Source organism: Enterococcus sp. AZ080 (assembly GCF_051714945.1).
GTDB classification, from domain to species: Bacteria; Bacillota; Bacilli; order Lactobacillales; family Enterococcaceae; genus Enterococcus_B; species Enterococcus_B pernyi.
Window position 1 is genome coordinate 2,386,825 of record NZ_JBIOSV010000001.1, and the last position, 17,993, is coordinate 2,404,817.

Annotated in this window: 16 protein-coding genes, 1 tRNA gene and 1 riboswitch; of the genes, 3 read left to right on the forward strand and 14 right to left on the reverse strand. The window is 37.6% G+C overall.

Annotated elements, in window-relative coordinates; all coding sequences use genetic code 11:
* Positions 1-5 precede the first annotated feature (5 nt).
* Together IGK01_RS11380 and IGK01_RS11385 are read right to left on the reverse strand one after the other, a co-directional pair.
* Positions 6-881, reverse strand: a complete 876-nt coding sequence (locus IGK01_RS11380) for a carbohydrate ABC transporter permease (RefSeq protein ID WP_041684286.1) — start codon at positions 879-881, stop codon at positions 6-8.
* A 157-nt stretch (positions 882-1,038) separates the two neighbouring features.
* Positions 1,039-2,280, reverse strand: coding sequence for an ABC transporter substrate-binding protein (locus IGK01_RS11385; RefSeq protein WP_194179503.1), 1,242 nt, complete (start codon positions 2,278-2,280; stop codon positions 1,039-1,041).
* A gap of 246 nt (positions 2,281-2,526) precedes the next feature.
* Here IGK01_RS11385 and IGK01_RS11390 point away from each other — a divergent pair, with 246 nt between their 5' ends.
* The gene (locus tag IGK01_RS11390; protein WP_010734611.1) at positions 2,527-3,435 is read left to right on the forward strand and encodes an ArsR/SmtB family transcription factor; all 909 of its coding nucleotides are present in this window, start codon (positions 2,527-2,529) and stop codon (positions 3,433-3,435) included.
* A gap of 560 nt (positions 3,436-3,995) precedes the next feature.
* Here IGK01_RS11390 and IGK01_RS11395 read toward each other — a convergent pair.
* The 4 genes from IGK01_RS11395 to IGK01_RS11410 form a co-directional block, all read right to left on the reverse strand.
* Entirely contained in the window at positions 3,996-5,156 is a 1,161-nt protein-coding gene (locus tag IGK01_RS11395; RefSeq protein WP_010734610.1) for a MalY/PatB family protein, read from the reverse strand.
* Between the two features lie 19 nt (positions 5,157-5,175).
* A complete protein-coding gene (gene malX, locus IGK01_RS11400; RefSeq protein ID WP_194179504.1) occupies positions 5,176-6,744 on the reverse strand; it encodes a maltose/glucose-specific PTS transporter subunit IIBC in 1,569 nt (522 codons plus the stop codon).
* A gap of 90 nt (positions 6,745-6,834) precedes the next feature.
* Entirely contained in the window at positions 6,835-7,626 is a 792-nt protein-coding gene (locus IGK01_RS11405; RefSeq protein ID WP_010734608.1) for a MurR/RpiR family transcriptional regulator, read from the reverse strand.
* Positions 7,627-7,817: 191 nt separating this feature from the next.
* The gene (locus IGK01_RS11410; RefSeq protein WP_010734607.1) at positions 7,818-8,528 is read right to left on the reverse strand and encodes a glucosamine-6-phosphate deaminase; all 711 of its coding nucleotides are present in this window, start codon (positions 8,526-8,528) and stop codon (positions 7,818-7,820) included.
* Positions 8,529-9,072: 544 nt separating this feature from the next.
* Here IGK01_RS11410 and IGK01_RS11415 point away from each other — a divergent pair.
* Entirely contained in the window at positions 9,073-9,651 is a 579-nt protein-coding gene (locus IGK01_RS11415) for a DUF4352 domain-containing protein (protein ID WP_438840775.1), read from the forward strand.
* 247 nt (positions 9,652-9,898) lie between these two features.
* On the opposite strand, the gene ribH is transcribed toward IGK01_RS11415, so the two are convergent.
* The 5 genes from ribH to IGK01_RS11440 form a co-directional block, all read right to left on the reverse strand.
* Positions 9,899-10,360: a 6,7-dimethyl-8-ribityllumazine synthase gene (gene ribH / locus IGK01_RS11420; protein WP_062805754.1), complete on the reverse strand. Its 462-nt coding sequence runs from the start codon at positions 10,358-10,360 to the stop codon at positions 9,899-9,901.
* A gap of 18 nt (positions 10,361-10,378) precedes the next feature.
* Complete coding sequence (gene ribA / locus IGK01_RS11425; RefSeq protein ID WP_438840776.1) at positions 10,379-11,554, reverse strand: GTP cyclohydrolase II; 1,176 nt, start codon at positions 11,552-11,554, stop codon at positions 10,379-10,381.
* Complete coding sequence (gene ribE / locus IGK01_RS11430; RefSeq protein WP_023520271.1) at positions 11,551-12,171, reverse strand: riboflavin synthase; 621 nt, start codon at positions 12,169-12,171, stop codon at positions 11,551-11,553. The genes ribA and ribE overlap by 4 nt, the downstream gene beginning before the upstream one ends.
* Entirely contained in the window at positions 12,156-13,229 is a 1,074-nt protein-coding gene (gene ribD / locus IGK01_RS11435) for a bifunctional diaminohydroxyphosphoribosylaminopyrimidine deaminase/5-amino-6-(5-phosphoribosylamino)uracil reductase RibD (RefSeq protein WP_438770925.1), read from the reverse strand. The genes ribE and ribD overlap by 16 nt, the downstream gene beginning before the upstream one ends.
* A 109-nt stretch (positions 13,230-13,338) precedes the next feature.
* A riboswitch (FMN riboswitch) is annotated at positions 13,339-13,472 on the reverse strand.
* Between the two features lie 363 nt (positions 13,473-13,835).
* Positions 13,836-13,908: transfer RNA gene (locus IGK01_RS11440), tRNA-Thr, on the reverse strand.
* A gap of 121 nt (positions 13,909-14,029) precedes the next feature.
* Between IGK01_RS11440 and IGK01_RS11445 the strand changes: the two genes are divergently transcribed.
* Positions 14,030-14,272 (forward strand): hypothetical protein, encoded by a 243-nt coding sequence (locus IGK01_RS11445; RefSeq protein WP_010736620.1) that lies wholly within the window; start codon positions 14,030-14,032, stop codon positions 14,270-14,272.
* A gap of 99 nt (positions 14,273-14,371) precedes the next feature.
* On the opposite strand, the gene upp is transcribed toward IGK01_RS11445, so the two are convergent.
* From upp to glyA, 3 genes are all read right to left on the reverse strand, one after another.
* On the reverse strand, positions 14,372-15,001 hold the full coding sequence (gene upp, locus IGK01_RS11450; protein ID WP_010736621.1) for a uracil phosphoribosyltransferase: 630 nt from the start codon (positions 14,999-15,001) through the stop codon (positions 14,372-14,374).
* A 216-nt stretch (positions 15,002-15,217) separates the two neighbouring features.
* The gene (locus tag IGK01_RS11455) at positions 15,218-16,159 is read right to left on the reverse strand and encodes an alpha/beta hydrolase (protein WP_438840777.1); all 942 of its coding nucleotides are present in this window, start codon (positions 16,157-16,159) and stop codon (positions 15,218-15,220) included.
* Between the two features lie 412 nt (positions 16,160-16,571).
* Positions 16,572-17,816, reverse strand: a complete 1,245-nt coding sequence (gene glyA, locus IGK01_RS11460; RefSeq protein WP_010736623.1) for a serine hydroxymethyltransferase — start codon at positions 17,814-17,816, stop codon at positions 16,572-16,574.
* Between the last annotated feature and the right edge of the window lie 177 nt (positions 17,817-17,993).

Sequence of the window (17,993 nt, forward strand, 5' to 3'; positions counted from 1 at the left end):
CCCTCCTATCTTTCCATTTTTTTGATGACCAGAAATTGCACAATCGAAACTGCCATGATCACAAAACCTAATAGAATGGCCATCGCTGAAGAAATGCCTGCAACCGAGGTGCTACTACCAAAGGCATTTTCTTGGATATACATCATCAACACCCGAGTGGAATTATTGGGTCCGCCTCCCGTCAACATTAGTGGCTGACCATAGATATTAAACTGAGCGATGGTCGTCATGACCGTTGTAAAGATGAGTTGGTTGCGAATACTAGGTAAAGAAATACGGAAAAATTTAGTAACACTATTCGCACCATCTAATTCCGCTGCTTCTAACTGTTCTTTTGAGACGCCATGTAATGCAGCCACATAAATAATCAGATTCCCACCTAATGTCCACCAAATCGTCACAATCAAAATAGCGATCCAAGCCCATGGTTGAGTGCCCACAAAATTGATATCGATGCCGAATACTTCTTTGATTGGTCCAAATGATTTACTCAAAAGAAATCCCCAAATGATCATGACCGCAGAGATTGCAAATAATGTAGGTAAATAAAGAATCGATTGAAAAAAACGCATCAATTTTGGTTTAGTAGACAACGCAACTGCTAATAATAAAGGGATCGCGATACATAGTGGAACTGAGATTGCCGCAAAAAACAGCGTATTTTTCATTCCATTAAAAAATTGCGTATGATATAACGAGTCTTGATCAAATAAAATTGTTTTAAAATTATCAAATCCGATAAAAATCGGCGTACTGAACAAATCCCATTCAGTAAAAGAAACATAAATCCCAATAACTGCCGGAACTAAAAAGAATAAAAGAAAAAGGAGCATATGCGGACCAATAAAAACGACTGGCCAGGCATTTAATCTTTTTTTCATCAATACACATCCTTCTCTGTATTTCTAGTCAACCCTTCAACAAGAAACGACTGTGACAGCAAATTAGCCTACCCATCGGAATTCCTAGCCATCAAAAAACCGACTGAATTCTTTTTACGGTCACTCTTCCTTCTGCCACAGTCTCCAAGTGAGGATATTATTTCATCTTTTCTTCTACGACTTTTTGGATCTCACCAAAAGTTGTTTGGATATCTGCTTTTCCTGTAATCATATCCCATGAACGATTATCATATTCACTAAAAATGTAAGATAAGCCATCAACCGTGTTGACAGAAATTGCCGCTTGTCCTTTTTCTGTTTTCAACAAGAATGATTGTGGCATCTCCACATATTCTTCATTGTCTAGCATTGCTAAGGAAGTTGGATTTGCGCCAGATTTGACCCACTCTAGTTGGTTTGCTTGTAACCAAGTGAGAAAGTCGATCATACTACTTTTCTTTTCATCCGAACGTTCTTGGCTCGTTTTAAGCATCGCAAACTGATCGACGCCTGAACCTTGAACGATATGTCCAGCATCCCATTGCGGCGTAAATGTCTGACCCCAAGTGAAGTCACTTATTCCTTCCATATTACTTAACATCCATGTTCCTTCTGGAAGAAAAATCAGCTGTTGGTTTGCAAAAAGTTTGTTTGCATCTTCGCCATCTGGGACCATATAGCCGGCATCATATAGCGTTTTAAACTCTTGAACGGCATTGTAAGAAATATCATTATCGATAGCGATGTTTCCTTGTGCATCTTGCCATTCTCCACCCATTTGCTGGTAAAGATTAGAATAATTTTGCATGCCCCATGTATAGCCAAAACTATAAATACCATCTGCTTTTGCTTTTTCCCCAGCCTGTCTGATTTCTTCATATGTCACTACGCCATCATCCAATGCTCCTGGAACATATTTATCCACCAAATCTTGGTTGTAATACATCACCCACGAACCCATCGTTGCTGGAATCCCATATTGACTATCCTCCACCACACCAGTATCCCAAGCAGCTTCTACATAATTTCCACGTGTCAATTCAGTTCCTTCAATCATGTCATCCCAAGTCTCAAGCATCTCTTGGTTCTTATACGTGGGTAAAGCTTCCGATGCAATCAAAGCTAAATCTGGGACGCCTTTGCCAGATTTTCCAGCAGTCGTCAACTTCGAAGTAAAGGTGTCACCTTGCATACTAACTAACTTTACTTTAAAGTCTGGATTTGTTTTATTGTATTGATCAACCGTTTTTTGGATTTTTTCACCGTCCGGTCCCGTCGTCGAAGACCAAAGCAAAATTTCCGAATCATTGCTTGAACTATTACTTCCACCACAAGCAGCTAAAAGCACCGTACATAATAAGCTTGTTCCAACTAAAACAATTAATTTTTTTACTTTCAATTTCCACACCCCTTTTATTTAACTAAAAAGTAAAATGATACCTGATTATCAATAAACATAATTGTTAGACTATCGTCCACCAATGTTTACACCGTAAAGTTACTATAAAAATAAAGCGCTATCAATATTATTTTAACAAGCTTATTACGGTGGATTCCATCATTTTACAATTTTGTAAATCCAAAAGCATGTGATATAATTAATCCATCTTTTCATTAAACTAATTAGTATAACGAGGTGATAGCTATGGAATTGGATTTAACGAAAGCATCTTTACCGATCTACGAAGCACTCGCAAATGAAACTCGCTTAGCAATTTTAAGAGAATTAGGAGATAGTAAGAAAAGCATCAGTGAAATTGGGCAAAAATTAGCGATCAGCAATGCTTTGATGACAAAGCACATCCGAAAACTTGAACAAGCACAGTTGATCAAAACAGAAAAAGGATCGGGGCAAGACTGGAAGAAAAAATACTTATCTCTAAAAACTGATTTCATCAATATCAATTTCCCCGCAAAAGTGTTTCCGCAAATGAATTTAACCTCCCAATCAGTGAAAATAGGTCACTTTACCGATTTTGAAGCTAAGCCTTCCTGCGGTATGGCGACGAAAGATCGATTGATTGGCGCATTAGACGACCCTAAGTCTTTTCTTGACCAAGATCGTGTTGATGCGAGCATCATCTGGCTAAATAATGGGTTTCTAGAATACAAAATTCCAAATCCTTTGAAAACTGGTGAAAAAATCGAGTTATTGGAAATCAGCATGGAAATCGCTTCTGAGTTCCCAATCTCTAATAACTATTGGCCAAGTGATCTTTCATTTTACTTAAACAACCACTGCATTGGTAAATACACCATTCCAGGGAACTTTTCAGATGTTAGAGGTTCCTTGACTCCAAAATGGTGGATCGATGAATTTAGTCAATATGGATTACTTAAGCATTTACGCATCAATCGCTATGACACTTCCCTCGATGGAGAGAAATTAACAGATCACAACCTTAATGAAATCGACTTAGATCATAGTGACTTTTTCACCTTTAAAATCGCTGCGCCTGCTACTGCTGAAAATGCTGGTGGTTTGACTATCTTCGGCGATCGCTGGGGGAACTATCCTCAAGATTTATTATTTAATTTTTACGTATCTGAATGACCTATTTTTTCTTTATCCAACAAAAAAAGGACTCAGCAAAGTGATCAGAACTGACCTAATAAGCCGAGACAAAATTAAAAAGTACCTACTTATTAAATGCATATTAACGAAGAAACGTGTCTGGGAAATTAATTCTCTTGCACCACCTAAACCGAATAAACGGTTAATTAAAAGAATGGACTTCTTTCAGAAGAATGTAGATGATCTCTCCTAGCCAATTCTATTGCTTGAAACGACCAATGCTTGGCAAGCCCTTCATTTATGTTCTTTTAAGAATAGAAACAGGACTTCTCGTTTGGGTTCAAGAAGTCCTGAATTTTTTTATAAATCTAGTTTAACGACTTCCTTGTTCTAGTTTCTTTATTTCATCATGGATGGCAAAAAGTGCGCTCCTTTTTTCAGGAAACGCACTTTCTCCATATTTTTTCAACTTCTTGAACCTATACATATAAGCTATTCGCGTGAACTTCTAAACATAAGCCAGATACCCGCTTACCTTTAACTTTTTTATCTCGTTTATTATACTAAGTTCCATTTATTTGTATTTGTTACTATCCTATCTACCCCAAACTCTCCGTCAATCGCCGCAATCCTTCTTCCAATTTCTTACGTGGGCATCCCACGTTCAATCGCAAAAAATTGTGACTAGCTTTCCCATATACTTCGCCTGACATGATCGCAACCTTGCCTCGTTCGATCATTCGTTGCTGAAGTTCTTCCATAGTGAATGGGAGTCGGGCACAATCGAGCCACATCAAGTAGGTGGCTTCGCTTTTGGTCACGATGATTTTCGGATGATGTTTTTTAAGGTACGCAGTGACAAAAGCAATATTATCATCAATGTACTGATTGAGTTCACTGACCCAGTTGTTTTCTTTTTCATACGCCGAAATCGTAGCAACTAATCCAAAAACACTCGTGGAACCGAGGCCATCAGCTTCTTTCATCTGTTGTAAAAACCGCTGGCGCAAGGACGAATCTGGAATCAATCCGTAAGAAAAAATCAATCCAGGAAAATTAAATGTTTTACTTCCTGATGTGACGACTGCGACATTTTTTTGAATCAATTCTGTCAGTGGTTGATGGTGTTGTCCCTTTCTGAGAATATCCATGTGGATCTCATCCGAAATAATGAACACCTCGTTTTTTTGAGCAAGCTCGATGATGTTCACTAATTCTTTTTTGGTCCACACTCTACCTGTTGGATTGTGGGGACTACACAATAACAAAATTTTATTCTCCGGTTGCTCAAATTGGCGCCTCAAGTCCTCAAAATCCAATTTATAGGCACCTTCTTGATAAATCAATTCATTGCTTACCAGTTTGCGGCCATTCCCAGCAATCAGTTTATAAAAGGCATCATAAGCAGGCGTTTGGATAATCACACCTTCTCCCGATTCGCTTAATAAACAAATCAGTTGCTTGATGCTATAGATGACGGAAGGACTGTAAACCAACCAGTCCTCGTCGATCTGGTGTCCAAAACGTTCTTTGTACCAGTGAGTGACTGCTGATTTGAAATCTGTGTGATTCCAACGAGTATAGCCAAAAATTGGATGTCTTAACCTTTCTTGGAGCGCAGCTTCGACGCCTGTTGGTACTTTAAAATCTGTATCAGAAATCGTAAATGGCAAGAGATCATTTTTACCGAAGCGGTCTTCAATATAATCCCATTGCGTACAATACGTCCCTTTACGATCGATTTGTTCATTGAAAGACATCTTCTACACTCTCCCGATTTCAGAACGACAAGATGTCGTCCAGTTGATTTCTAACAGTCGTCACTTTTGTTCCTATAATGACTTGTACATTCGTATCATCCAAATGAACCACGCCTAATGCACCTAATTTTTTCAGTCGGTCATCATCAACGATCGATCCGTCATTCACCACTAACCTTAGACGTGTGATGCAATTATCTAAAGAAGTGATATTTTCAGCACCACCTAAAGCAGCCAAGATTCCTCGTGCATCAACTGTGCCTTTTCCTTTATATGTTACTTCTTCGTCTGTATATTCTGTCTCAGCAGTTATTTCTTCACGTCCTGGAGTCTTTAAGTTTTTGCGTAAAATCACTGTTTTAAATGTAAAGTAATAGATACCAAACCAACAAGCCCCCACAACTAAAACTAACCACCATTTAGTATAAGTGCCTTGCATGACCCCAAAAATAATAAAATCTAGGATTCCGCCATCGGTATTCCCGATCGTTACGCCCAACAAACTCATGACCATAAATCCGGCACCAGTCATCAACACATGGAATCCCCATAAGAGAGGACTGACAAATAAGAAGAGAAATTCGATTGGTTCAGTAATTCCTGTTACAAAAGTAGCAATCACACCTGAAATCAATAATCCCTTGATTTTTGCACGATTCTCTGGCTTTGCGGTTTGATACATCGCTAAAGCCGCTGCGGGAAGGCCAAACATGAATGTCGGCATTTTCCCTTGTGAAAGAAAAGCAGTGGCGCTCGGTGAAATCGCCAATCCTTGTTGCAATTCATTATAAAAAATATTTAGTGCGCCAAAGACTTCTTGCCCATTGATGACCTGACTTCCTCCAGCTTCTGTAAACCGGATCATCGATACTAAAATATGATGTAAGCCAAATGGCAATAAGAGTCGTTCTCCAGAACCGAATAAGAACGGGCCAAATGCACCAGAGCGTTGGATCAAATTTCCGATCCCAGTGATCAACATGGCAAAAAGTGGCCAAACCATCGGAATCAACACGCCAACAATTGCTAAAGTTACTGAAGTAATGATGGGTACAAAACGTGTCCCTGAAAAGAAGGCAAAACTATCTGGTAATTGGAATTGATAAAATCGCGTATGGAGCTGATAAACGATTAGCCCGACAATGATCCCTCCCAGAACACCCATAGATAATGTTTGGATACCAAAAACCATTTCTTGACCAGCTTCACGTAATTGTTCACTTGCTGCCAATTGATTCGTTTCTTGCAAATAAAAATTGATCGATAATTGCATCACTACATATCCAACAAACCCAGAAAAAGCAGCCACGCCTTTTTCTTTACGTGCTAAGCCTAAAGGAATCGCCATGGCAAACATCACAGGTAAATAGCTAAAAGCAAAGCCACCAATCGTCGACATAAAGCGAAACATCACCTGTAACCAAGCAGCACCTAAAAATGGAAAAGCAGTAATTGCTGATTCAGCGGAGAACGCACTCCCAATCCCTAAGAACAATCCCATGAAAGCTAACAGTGCGACTGGTAACATGAACGTTTTGCCTAACCCTTGAAAAATCTCCATCCAACTTGCTTTCTTCCCTTTTTGCATCCCTTTTCCCCCTTACTCTATTTCTTACCCTTAAAATGTAAGCGACGACAAAGGCGGTTGCAATACTTCCTGTCCATGTAGAATGGGCATTCATAAATTAGAATCTCCATTCTGAGAAATGACTTGTTTCGCATAATGGATCATCAAAATATCTAACAAGATATCCATTGAAACTCTTGGACTCAAATCAATATTCTGATGATAGATCGTCAACATTTCTGCAATAAATGCGACCGTCGACAATTCTTCTAAAGAACTTGTCGGTTGACCAATAAAAGACAGCAGAGGAACATTTCGCTCCTTTAATCGTTTAGCATAATCGAGCATTCCTAATGTTTCCCCACTATGACTAATAAAAATAGCAAGATCTCCTTCTCCTAGTTGTTTACTCACTGCTAGCAATTCGTCCCAATCGGTTGAATGCCCCACATTTTTACCAAGAAAATGCAATTTTCGATTCAGGGAAACAGCGACCGGAATACTTTGCCCTACAGCAAACAGTTCAATACGTTGTGCTTCTTTAATCATATTGACTGCGCGATCGATTTGTTTCGGCTCGATTTTTTCTAACGTCTCTGTAAACTGACGAAGGATTTCATTGATCAATGGTTTGAATTCATCCGACACATCAGTAGAACCACTCGTTTCTTCTAATGACCGGTAACTTTTAAGGGCAAACTTAAATTCTTGAAATCCTTTAAAGCCAAGCTTTTTTGCCATTCGAGTAATAGTCGATTGGCTGGTAAATGTTTCACTCGCTAATTCTTCGGCTGTCATGGAGGAAACTTTTCTTGATTGATGCAAACAATAATCTAAGATATTTTTTTCCACTTGATTTAATTCAGAAAATTTATATTGGATTCTCTTATAAAACTGATTCATCTCTTTCTCCTATTCTGGCAGTTTTTCGCCAATGAACGATATAGTCTGTTTTCTTATCTATTCTACCGGAGAATACGATGGAAAACGAGTCTACAGTTAAATTCAGACATGCAAAAAAATCCACAAAAATCGGTAATATGATTTTCGTGGATTCTGTGTTGTTCTTTGAAACAATCCATTGATATGACTATTTATTTTAATAATTTTGCAGCTGCTTCATCTAAAATCACTGTGATATCGGGATGAGTCATCAAGATCGATGCAGGAATCTGCTCTGTTACTGGTCCTTCGATCACTTGTTTGATGATCTCTGCTTTATGCTCCCCGTTAACGATCAATACTAACTGTTTCGCTGCCATGACCGTCTTTGGCCCAAATGTCACAAAGTAATCACCAGGTTCTTCTCCCAGATGTTCTTTTAACGATTCATACATCTGATCTCCTGGAATGACTGGAATGCTATAAGTCTCCTTACTAAAATCCGTATATCCAGGCATGTTTCCACAAAAATGACCATCTTCACCAAGCCCCATCAAGACTAGATCCAATCCACCCGCTTGCGCCATTCGTTTATCCACATCTTGATAATTATCAATAGTCAGTTCATGGATATTTTCAGTAGCGACCCCTATAGGATCATAAAGGGCTTCTTTCAGTCCTGACATAGTCAGACCATACTGCTTGTCCTTTAATGCCACTTCATCAAAATTATAATAATGGATCATCGATGTATCCATCTGTAATTTACTAAGCGTCTCCACTAAAATCTCGTACGCCATCTTAGGCGAATTTCCTGTCGTCAAAGACAAATTCACTCGTTTTTTCTTCAACATTTTTTCCAAGACGATCCCCGCTGTCACTTCACTAAGCGTTTCATAATCTTTTGCAATCACTAAATCCATTGCTGTCCACTTCCTTTCACTCATTTAGTTAAAGTGTAACAGTGTCAGGATGTTTTTGATAGCGTTTTCTTAAAAATGAATCAAAATATATAACATTAATATAAAAAATAAACGTTTTTTTAAGGTAATTTTTTCTTATTTTAGATACACATAAAAAAACAAATATTTTTTTACATATTTAAAAATATTTGATATTATTATAATGGTTTTTTATCACATTAGCTTCATGAAACAGTGGTAATTTCTATCACTCAAACATATTTTTAAAAATCATGATTTTAATAATCTTACATTTAAACTTTCGACGTCGATGCTGAGATATTACGAGACCCAAATGACATATCTTCCAAGGGAAATCATGAAATATATCAGCAATATGAAAAATGTGTTGAGTAAAATATTGTAACATTACGGAACTTTTAAATATTATATATGTATAGAAAGAAAACAACTAATATACGAAAAAGTCCGTGCTGCAACACGGACTAATTACTTGTCTCTGAAATAACAAAGTATATTATAACAAGAAATGAGGAATTGTAAAATGGCAAAAAAAGTAATGGGACAAGATGGAAAGATGTATAAAGTAACTAAACCTTTCTATAAAAAAGTTTGGTTCTGGGTACTAGCAGTAATTATTATCGCAATTATTGGCGGTTCATTAGGTGAAAGTAATAATAAAAATGGTGGAGAAAAGATATCCGCACAAAATCAAACTGAAACAACTAAAACTACTCAATCATCGAGTAACGCTATTGAATTCTATAAAATTGGGGATACTGTTAAAGTCGGGGATGCTTCATACACTCTCAATAGTGTTGAACTAACTGACGAAAGAAATCAATTTGAAGATGAACAACCAGCAAACGTAGTCAAAATCAATTATACTGTAAAAAATGAAAGTGACTCAGACATTCCTGTAGGTGCCGATGTGGAAGTGTATGGATCGGACGATAAAAAATCTGAAAGCTATGCGAATGAAAATACCTTGGGGTCTGTTGCACCAGGAAAACAGATGGACGTTATAGCCCATTTTGGTTTAAATCAAACAGGTGATATTGAAATTCATTTTTCTCCTTTAGTATCATTTGAAAAAGCAGCAATATTCAAAGCAACAGTATAAAACACAAAATACACCGTCAATATATAGGTATAAACCTTTATATGACGGTGTTTATCTAGTGTGCCAACTATAGGAATCAAACCTACACGTTACTTGTAAAGGGAATTGACACTACAATTGCTAAGAATAGTGAAATGAATCATCAACAAAAATAGATGACTAATGATTATTTCCCCCTCATAACTGATTTGAATCTAAGGTTAGTATATCCGCAGTAAAATCATCATATTTAAAAAAATAATAATTCTTAAATTTGTTGTGAAAGAGAAATCATCTCAATTAACCCTTGAGCAGCTTCACTACCTTTATTTCCTGCTTTCGTACCTGCTCTTTCAATTGCTTGCTCAATGGATTCTGTGGTTAATACACCGAACATCACGGGAATATTGGATTCTAGGTTAATATGTGCGACACCTTTTGCTACCTCATTGGAAACTAATTCATAATGAGTAGTTGCGCCTCTGATCACTGTCCCCAACGTAATCAACCCATCATAACTATCCTTTTTGCTGAGTTTTTTGGTAATAAAAGGAATTTCAAAAGCTCCCGGTACCCAATATATATCAATTTGTTCTTCTTTAACGCCATGTCTTTTTAAATTATCCAACGCTCCTTGTAACAATTTTTGATTGATAAATTCATTAAATCGCGCGACTACTATCCCTATTCGAAGATCCTTTGTAGAATAATTTCCCTCATAAATCGTCATGTCTTCACTCCTTTATTTTTATACTGATAAATAATGATTGAACTTATCTTTTTTTGTTTTTAAATAGGCTTGGTTTTCCTTTTGTGGAAAGGTTTCAATGGGTACTCTTTCTACAATCGTAATTCCATCTTTTTGTAACTCTGTTACTTTATCAGGATTGTTTGTAAGTAACCGAATAGAAGTTGCACCAATTGATTTTAAAATGTCTGCTGCAAAGTGATAATCCCGTTCATCCGGAGCAAAGCCCAATTCAATATTTGCTTCATAAGTATCAAACCCTTGTTCTTGCAATTGATAAGCTTTTAACTTATTTCTCAATCCAATTCCACGACCTTCTTGACGAAGATAAAGAATAGCTCCAGTCCCCTCTTCTGCAATCATTCTCATTGCTTCATGTAACTGTTCACCACAATCGCAACAATGAGAACCAAAGACATCACCAGTTAAACATTCTGAATGAACACGGACTAATGTAGGAGACTGACTATTTTGAATATCTCCTTTTGTTAGCAATAAATGCTCCAGCTTTTCTCCATCTTCATAAATAGTCAATTTGAAATCACCATAATCTGTCGGTAAATTTACTGTTATATGACTACTTTCTTCTAAAAAATTTACCAACTCTTCAATAGTGATCAAGGGTAATTGCCATTCTTTAGATAAACGTGTCAGATCTTTCATCCTTGCCATCGTCCCGTCCTCTTTCAGGATCTCACAAATATAAGCGGCCTCCATACTATTAGCTAATTTGGCCAAATCAATTGCAGCTTCGGTGTGTCCTCGACGTATAAGCGTTCCACCATCTACACTAATCAAAGGAAAAATATGTCCTGGTCTAAGAAAATCACTTGATTTCGAATGAGGATCAGCCAATGCTTTAATGGAAGTAGCTCGATCAAATGCTGAAATACCAGTTTTCGTATGTTTATGATCCACACTAATCGTAAAAGCTGTACCAAACGCATCAGTATTATGAGTTGTCATTTCTTCTAAAGATAAGTGTTGCGCAATCTTCTTAGATATTGGCGCACATATTAATCCTCGACCAAATTTAATCATGAAATTAACCGCCTCAGGTGTCACATATTCGGCTAAACCAACTAAATCTCCTTCTGATTCTCTATCTTCATCATCAGCTACAATGATTAGACCGCCCTTTTTCAAAGTCTTTATTGCTTCAGTTATATTACTCATAGTAAGTCCTTCTCCTTGTACCTCTCAAATTTTTTTCTCTGTGCCTTTACATATTTTCCAACGATATCCGTTTCTATATTCACAAGATGTCCTACACCTAAATTCCCTAGATTTGTCAAAGATTTGGAATGTGGAATCAGACTAACTGAAAAGCTTGCTGCTGTTGTATCCGTAACTGTTAAACTTACTCCATTAATTGCAATTGATCCTTGTGGAATGATTTCACCTTCATATTTGGTTGGGTAAGCAAATGTCAAAACTAATGCGTTTTGATTCTCTATTTTTTTGATCAATCTTGTAACAGTATCAATATGTCCCGAAACAAAATGGCCTTCAAAGCGTTGTGTCATGGAAACTGCTCGTTCTAAATTTACCCTATCTCCAACTTTTAAGGTGGAGAAAGTGGTCCTTTTAAAGGTTTCAGGCATTATTTCAGCTCTAAAAAAAGTACTTGAAACCTCAATAGCAGTTAAACATACCCCATTGACTGCCATACTATCTCCAATTTTGTAATCACGTAGGACACTATTGGAAGTTTGAAAAGTGAGTTGGATCATTTGTTGCTTTCGTCGAATTTCTTTGACTGTTCCTTGTTCAATGATTAATCCTGTGAACATTGCTTTCGTTTCCCCCTAACTCGAATGTCTTCTCCAAGCTGTTCAACTTCCAAAAATTCTAATTGCTGGTCTTTAGAGACTAAACGTTCACTATGAAAAGACATCGGACTTTTTCCACCAAAAAGTTTGGGTGCAATATAACTGATGACTTCGTCCCAGAGACTTTCTGCTAAAAAAGCATCATGGATTTTCGCTCCTCCTTCTACGTACAACGACTGAATACCTTTCTTTCTCATGGTCTCAATAAAGAATGGAAAAGAAAACTTAGGTGTATAAAAAATGGTTACATGGGAAAATAGTTCCTCTAGCTTAGGATTTTCCGTAAATATCCAGACCGGACTTGTTGTCGTTTGAAAAAGATCGAGTTTAGGGCTTTTAAGGATCCGTCCTCTACGATCCAAAACAATGCGTACTGGCGGGAAGATAGTTTCAACATCAGGTAACAAAAGAGGGTCATCAATTAGAACGGTTTCGCTCCCTACCACGATTCCTTGATATTCTCCTCGCTCTTTGCGAACTCTTGAGATTGCCTCTGAGCCTGTTATTGAGTACCTAGAATCTTTCTGCATAGAAATTTTCCCATCTAGTGTAACAGCTTGTTTTAACGTGATGTAGGGACGATCCATTTCAAAAAAATGGTTATAAAAAGGATTCAATGCTCTACATTTCTCTTCTTCTACGCCTACAATTACTTTGATTCCATGCTTTTGTAAAAATTTTCTGCCTTTTCCTGCTACTAAAGGATTTGGATCAAGTTGGCCTATGACTACCGTTGTGATACCAGACTGGACAATGGCTTGCGTACAAGGTGGCTGTTTTCCTTGGTGGTTACAAGGTTCTAAAGTAACATATAATGTTGAATCAAACAGTTCTTCGGGGGAACCACAATTTTGAATAGCATTTACTTCAGCGTGAGCCTCACCATAATGTAAATGCGCACCTAGTGAGAGTAGCTTTCCTTCTTTAACAATCGCAGCTCCAACTAATGGATTGGTAAAGGTCTTTCCCTTTCCTTTTCTTGCCTCTTCAATCGCAGCTAACATGAAAGACTGGTGCATATCAATTCCCCCTTTCAACAAAAAATGCCCTGCGAATTTAATCACAGGGCATAACTAAATAAACCTAAAGATAATCGATTTTAATACAAATAAAACCGATCTTCAGTCGATTTTTCTTCTCCCATCCAGACTTTAACTGTCGGTGCCAGATTTTCACTAGCTCAACCACAAAAATGTGGTTCACGGACTTCGAGTAAACTCGTCACCGTCGGTCGGGAATTACACCCTGCCCCGAAGAAATATTCAATTCGTTTAGAGTATATTCTTAAAGCTCACATGTGTCAACCTTAAAAAAAACACATAAAAATAAAATGTAGGTTAAACATAACCACTTAATTAGTGTTAATTGCATGAATAGAATACGATTATATGCCTATGAAATGGCAACTAATAGAATATTAAAAAACTTTTTGACCTATGATTAAAATTCGTTTAAAATAATTCGAAAATGCAAGTAAAATTTTTTATTTTCGTGTCTCATCAATCAAAATGAACAATTGGAATAAAATTATTGTAAGTAGGCATTTTTAGTCATTCACTTTTCAAAAAAACAAAAAGCAGTCATATCGAAGGCGTAAAAACCTTGATATGTCTGCTTTTATCGTATGCCAGCTATAGGGATCGAACCTACGACCTACGCGTTACGAGTGCGTTGCTCTACCAACTGAGCTAAGCTGGCGTTTCCAAGAGAAATTATAGTCGTTATGTTAAGAAATGTAAAGGGGTAATGTGGAAGATTTTTCTACTTTCATGATTTTTTTCAAAAAATGTGCTATAATTATAGATGAAAGGCAGGTTTTATGAAAATGGCAACTTTTGGAAAATTTGAAACAAAGGTCGAACCGTCAGAATTTGGAGAAAAATTTACCACTGATACACATGTTACCTTTATGATTCACGGAAAAACGCAAACCGGAACGATTTCCAAGCAATTGAAAAACTCTGCTGTTGTTGCAATTGATGAAACTAATGAGAATACCGATTTGATGGCCCAAAGTAAAGGCGTCGTCATTATCAATTACAAAGATATGAGTAAGATTTAGTTTTTTCAACCATCCATCAAGTGGATGGTTTTTATTTTGACTGAATGAAATAAAAAAAAATCTGGGAAAATCCCAGATTTTTTGTATAGCTGATTTTTCCTATTTAGTACCAAATAAACGGTCGCCAGCATCGCCTAGACCAGGAACGATATAGCCTTTGTCGTTTAATTTTTCATCTAATGAAGCAGTATAGATATCAATATCTGGATGTGCTTCTTGTAAGGCTTTAACACCTTCTGGAGCTGCAACAAGGCAAACAAATTTAATGTTTGAAGCGCCACGTGCTTTCAGAGCATCGATCGCCATGATCGCTGAGCCACCTGTCGCTAACATTGGATCAACTACGAATAATTGACGTGCGTCGATATCTTCCGGTAATTTAACGAAATACTCGTGCGGTGCCAATGTTTCTTCATCTCTGTATAATCCGATGTGGCCGACTTTAGCTGCTGGGATCAATTCTAAGATTCCGTCAACCATTCCAATACCTGCGCGCAAGATTGGGATAATGGCTACTTTTTTACCAGACAATGTTTTTTGTGTTGTTTCTGTGATTGGTGTTTCGATGACAATGTCTTCAAGTGGCATATCACGTGATACTTCATATGCCATCAGCATAGCGATTTCATCAACAACCTCACGGAAAACTTTTGTACCACAATTTTTGTCGCGAATAATCGTTAATTTGTGTTGGATCAATGGATGGTCGATTACTTGAAATTTGCCCATTTTTTTGTCTCCTTTTTCTCTCGTTTCTTTTTAATTGTAAAACAAAATCACTGACTTGACTAGTCTAACCCGTCATTTTCCTAAAGAAAATCAAAGAAATAAAAAAACAAAGCGGTGTTCTTTTTAAAATCAGCAAAAAATAACAAAAACGCCTGAAAATCAGACGTTTTTTGTTATTTTTCTAATTTATTAATGGATAAAGATGACAAAAAACAACTAGTTTTTTAGCCATTCTGTGGAAAGAGTCATTGCTGCTCGTGTCGCATTGGTTTGGTCCATCGCATTTACCATGACAAAATCATGGATGATCCCTTGGAAACGTACTTGCGTAACTTCCACACCAGCTTCACGAAGTTTTCTAGCGTATGCTTCTCCTTCATCTCTTAACACGTCCGCTTCACCAGTCAAGATCATTGCAGGTGGTAAACCTGTCAATTCTTCTTTACTTGCACGTAGAGGTGAGGCAGTGATTTCTGCTCGTTTCTTTTCATCTGTCGTATACTGATCCCAGAACCATTGCATCCCTTCTTTTGTTAAGAAGTAATTCTCTGCGAATTGGTTATAAGAACCTGTATCGAAATTTGCATCAGTTACAGGATAATATAGTAATTGTTTTTTGATTGGTAATCCTTGACGTTGCTTTGTAAGGATCGTCATCACCGTTGCCATATTCCCACCTACGGAATCCCCAGCGACTGTCAAGTTCTCAAGATCCAAGCCTTTCGACTCAGAAAGCGCCGCAAGTTTTTGCAAAATCGCGTAGTTTTGCTCGATGGCAGTAGGATATTTTGCTTCTGGCGAACGACTATACTCAGGAAAAATAACGATCGAATTTGTACGAACAGCCAATTCTCGAATCAATTTGTCATGTGTCTTGGCACTTCCAAATACCCAACCAGCACCATGTATATAAAATATGACAGGTAATTTTTCTACATTTCCTTCAGGACGGATAAAACGCACATTGATTTGTCCCCAATCATTGGTATCCATTTTCAAATCCTCGATATCCACAGGTAATTTTTCCACAGAAGAACTTTGAACTTCTTCTAGAAGATCACGCCCTTCTTCCGGAGGTAATTCATAGATACGCGGGTGCGGTGCATTAGCATCACTAAACTCAATTGCTTCTTTTTCTAATGAAATTCGATCAGTCATACGGATTCCTCCCTAAATTGAATGCAACAAATAAAATTACACCTCATATACTAGAGAGCAACCAGACAAAAGTCAAAAAATCAGATTGAAAGAGGTTGTGAAAGAAGCGCTCAGCACTAAGGCATAAGACAGAAAAATAAAAAATGGCTATTTCATTTTTTATTTTTTTTGCTTATGACCGAAGTGTTGCTTCTTGAACACCGTTTATCCAAGTTGTGAAAGAAGCGCTTTGACCTGAGCAGTAAGATGAAAAATCAGAAAATAGCTTTTCATATTTTTTGAGTTTCCAGAGAGCCATCTAACACTTCAACAATCAGAAAATAGGTGAGACAACCAAACAGCTACATGCCTGGTTGTCTCACCTTTTTCTATTCTCTTACCTTCTTATTGATGACTCTTAGTTATAAACTATTTATTTTTTATATAATGGAAATTGCTCTGTTAATTCACGGACGCCTGCACGCACTTCTTCTAATTGTGCTTCATCATCTTTTGCCTGTAAGGCTTTGACGATCAATTCAGCTACTTTTGCCGCATCTTCTTCGCGGAAGCCACGGGTCGTAATTGCTGGTGTCCCAATACGGATACCGCTTGTTTTGAATGGGCTTAGTGTTTCAAAAGGAATCGAATTTTTATTGACGGTGATATGAACACTGTCCAAAATCGCTTCTGCTTCTTTTCCGTTCAATTCTAAGTCACGTACATCGATCAAAATCAAATGGTTATCTGTGGCACCTGAAATCACTCGGGTACCAATCGATTGATTGAATACTTTTGCCATAGCTTTTGCATTGGCAATGACTTGTTCGCTATATTCCTTAAATTCAGGAGTCAATGCTTCTTTAAATGCAGCAGCTTTTCCGGCAATCACATGCTCCAAGGGGCCACCTTGGATGCCTGGGAAGACTGCGCTATTGATTTTTTTCGCCAGCTCTTCATTGTTCGTTAAGATCATCCCACCACGAGGTCCTCGTAATGTTTTGTGAGTAGTAGTTGTTGTGATATCGGCATAAGGGATTGGGCTTGGATGGACACCCGCTGCAACTAAACCAGCAATGTGTGCCATATCGACCATCAATTTTGCCCCAACTTCGTCCGCGATTTCTCTGAATTTTGCAAAATCGATCGTCCGACCATAGGCACTTGCTCCTGCTACGATCAATTTTGGTTGATGTTTTCTCGCTAAGATGCGTACGACATTATAATCAATGACTTCTGTTGACGGATCTACACCATAAGCAACGAAGTGGTACGTTTTTCCACTAAAATTGACTGGAGAGCCATGTGTCAAATGTCCGCCAGCAGAAAGATCCATTCCTAAGATCGTATCCCCCGGTTCAACTAACGCAAGATATGCAGCTGTATTGGCTTGTGATCCAGAGTGTGGTTGAACATTGACAAAATCGGCACCAAATAATTCTTTGGCACGGTCGATCGCCAGATTTTCAACGATATCCACAAATTCACACCCACCATAATAGCGACGTCCTGGATACCCTTCTGCGTACTTATTCGTTAAAATACTTCCTTGTGCCGCCATCACAGCTTCAGAGACAAAGTTTTCAGAAGCGATCAGCTCCAGATTGTTTTCTTGTCTTTCCTCTTCTTTTGCGATTGCTGCCCATAAATCAGGGTCAAACGTTTTGTAGTCTACCACAAACAACAACTCCTTATTTATTTATGTGTCAACTTCTCTAAATTTCAAATGATTGTTCAGTTTATTTGTCTTTTTTTGATGTTGACCAAACATTACTAGCTAAGAATACGAACATTATTTCTTAAATAGCTATTTTAGTTTGTTTCCTAGATTGTATCACAGAATGATTTTGCAGCA

Coding starts and splice junctions, on each gene's coding strand:
- malX (WP_194179504.1), bottom strand. CDS start 6,744: ATGCAAAAAGGGAAGAAAGCAAGTTGGATGGAGATTTTTCAAGGGTTA.
- IGK01_RS11395 (WP_010734610.1), bottom strand. CDS start 5,156: ATGTCTTTCAATGAACAAATCGATCGTAAAGGGACGTATTGTACGCAA.
- upp (WP_010736621.1), bottom strand. CDS start 15,001: ATGGGCAAATTTCAAGTAATCGACCATCCATTGATCCAACACAAATTA.
- IGK01_RS11405 (WP_010734608.1), bottom strand. CDS start 7,626: ATGAATCAGTTTTATAAGAGAATCCAATATAAATTTTCTGAATTAAAT.
- ribA (WP_438840776.1), bottom strand. CDS start 11,554: ATGAGTAATATAACTGAAGCAATAAAGACTTTGAAAAAGGGCGGTCTA.
- IGK01_RS11380 (WP_041684286.1), bottom strand. CDS start 881: ATGAAAAAAAGATTAAATGCCTGGCCAGTCGTTTTTATTGGTCCGCAT.
- ribD (WP_438770925.1), bottom strand. CDS start 13,229: ATGCACCAGTCTTTCATGTTAGCTGCGATTGAAGAGGCAAGAAAAGGA.
- ribE (WP_023520271.1), bottom strand. CDS start 12,171: ATGTTCACAGGATTAATCATTGAACAAGGAACAGTCAAAGAAATTCGA.
- ribH (WP_062805754.1), bottom strand. CDS start 10,360: ATGACGATTTATGAGGGAAATTATTCTACAAAGGATCTTCGAATAGGG.
- IGK01_RS11455 (WP_438840777.1), bottom strand. CDS start 16,159: ATGACTGATCGAATTTCATTAGAAAAAGAAGCAATTGAGTTTAGTGAT.
- IGK01_RS11415 (WP_438840775.1), top strand. CDS start 9,073: ATGGCAAAAAAAGTAATGGGACAAGATGGAAAGATGTATAAAGTAACT.
- IGK01_RS11390 (WP_010734611.1), top strand. CDS start 2,527: ATGGAATTGGATTTAACGAAAGCATCTTTACCGATCTACGAAGCACTC.
- IGK01_RS11445 (WP_010736620.1), top strand. CDS start 14,030: ATGAAAATGGCAACTTTTGGAAAATTTGAAACAAAGGTCGAACCGTCA.
- IGK01_RS11410 (WP_010734607.1), bottom strand. CDS start 8,528: ATGGATTTAGTGATTGCAAAAGATTATGAAACGCTTAGTGAAGTGACA.